Annotated in this window: 2 protein-coding genes; one reads left to right on the top strand and one right to left on the bottom strand. The window is 68.0% G+C overall.

Going from position 1 to position 1,376, the window contains the following annotated elements; genetic code table 11:
• Positions 1–138: 138 nt before the first annotated feature.
• Positions 139–525, top strand: a complete 387-nt coding sequence (locus D7V97_RS43025) for a two-component system response regulator (protein WP_120616268.1) — start codon at positions 139–141, stop codon at positions 523–525.
• Between the two features lie 4 nt (positions 526–529).
• On the opposite strand, the gene rpe is transcribed toward D7V97_RS43025, so the two are convergent.
• Positions 530–1,183, bottom strand: a complete 654-nt coding sequence (gene rpe / locus D7V97_RS43020) for a ribulose-phosphate 3-epimerase (protein WP_120616267.1) — start codon at positions 1,181–1,183, stop codon at positions 530–532.
• Positions 1,184–1,376: the final 193 nt, after the last annotated feature.

Here is a 1,376-nt window from a genome sequence, read left to right as displayed (position 1 = left end):
CTCCCCCAGCGCTCCCCCGCCTGTTGTCCTACCTACCCTTCAGGACGGGACAATGTTCACCCTCTTCACAAGATCCAGGGCTTCCTGTAGTTCCAGGGTGTCACACGCTGATCCCCCCTTGTTCCCCCCCAGAGGACCATGACGCCCCCTACCGTCCTCATCTCGGATGATGAGCCCCTCCTCGTCTCCGCACTCGCCCGGGAGGCCAAGCGCTCCGGCCTCGTGTGCGTCTCCGACACGACCTCCGAACACGTGATGGAGCTGGCCCGCCAGCACCACCCCGCCGTCATCATCCTGGACCTGAACCAGCACCAGGACGGTCGGGACCTGCTCGCGCAGCTCAAGAAGGACCCCGCCACCCGCGACTGCAAGGTCATCATCCTCAGCGGCGTGGAGGACCAGTTCACCCGCCACGTGTGCTTCGAGCTGGGCGCCGACGACTACGAAGTGAAGCCGTTCGACCCCACCTTCATGACCCGCATCGCCCGGCTCGCCACCGCCGTCACCCACAGCCGCGCCGCCTGAGCGCTCAGGGGCGCAGCGAGCGGATGGCCGCCGCGTAGTCCTTCGAGCCGAACACGTAGCTGCCCGCCACCAGCACCGTCGCCCCCGCGTCCACCACGCGCTTCGCCGTCTGCGCGTTGATGCCGCCGTCCACCTCGATGTCCACGTCCAGCCCTCGCGCGTCCAACATCGCGCGCAGCCGGCGGACCTTGTCCACCGTCGCCTCGATGAACGACTGCCCCCCGAAGCCCGGGTTCACGCTCATCAAAAGCACCATCTCCACGTCCCCCAGCACCTCTTCCAGCACCCCCAGCGGCGTGCCCGGGTTCAACACCACCGCCGGCTTCGCCCCCGCATTGCGGATCTGCTGGAGCGTGCGGTGCAGGTGCGGGCTCGCCTCCTGGTGCACCGTCAGCACGTCCGCCCCCGCCTTCGCGAAGGCCTCCACGTACTTCTCCGGCTCGACGATCATCAGGTGCACGTCCAGCGGCTTCGTCGCCACCCGCTTGATCGCCTCCACAATCACCGGCCCCAGCGTGATGTTGGGGACGAACCTGCCATCCATGACATCCACGTGAATCCAGTCCGCACCAGCGGCTTCGATGGCGCGGACCTCTTCGGCCAGACGGCTGAAATCACAGGAGAGCAGCGACGGGGAGATGCGGACGGGGCGGTTCATGGCGGCGCTTCATAATCGCTTCCGGACGGACCCGGTACCTCCGCACGGCTGGACAGAAGCCTGCCGGACACAGGGGAACCTGCCAGGTGGGGGGCCCGGGCGGCCGAGACACGGTGCGTGCTACAACCCTGGGGCAACGCGGCCGTATGCCGCATCCCACGGAGCCCGCCCCGGTGCTTCCCCAGTCCGTGCC

It is taken from the genome of Corallococcus sp. CA053C (genome assembly GCF_003611675.1).
In the GTDB taxonomy this organism is placed as follows: Bacteria; Myxococcota; Myxococcia; order Myxococcales; family Myxococcaceae; genus Corallococcus.
The sequence above is the reverse complement of the archived record's forward strand: the minus strand, read 5'-3'. Positions and strand labels throughout refer to the sequence as shown.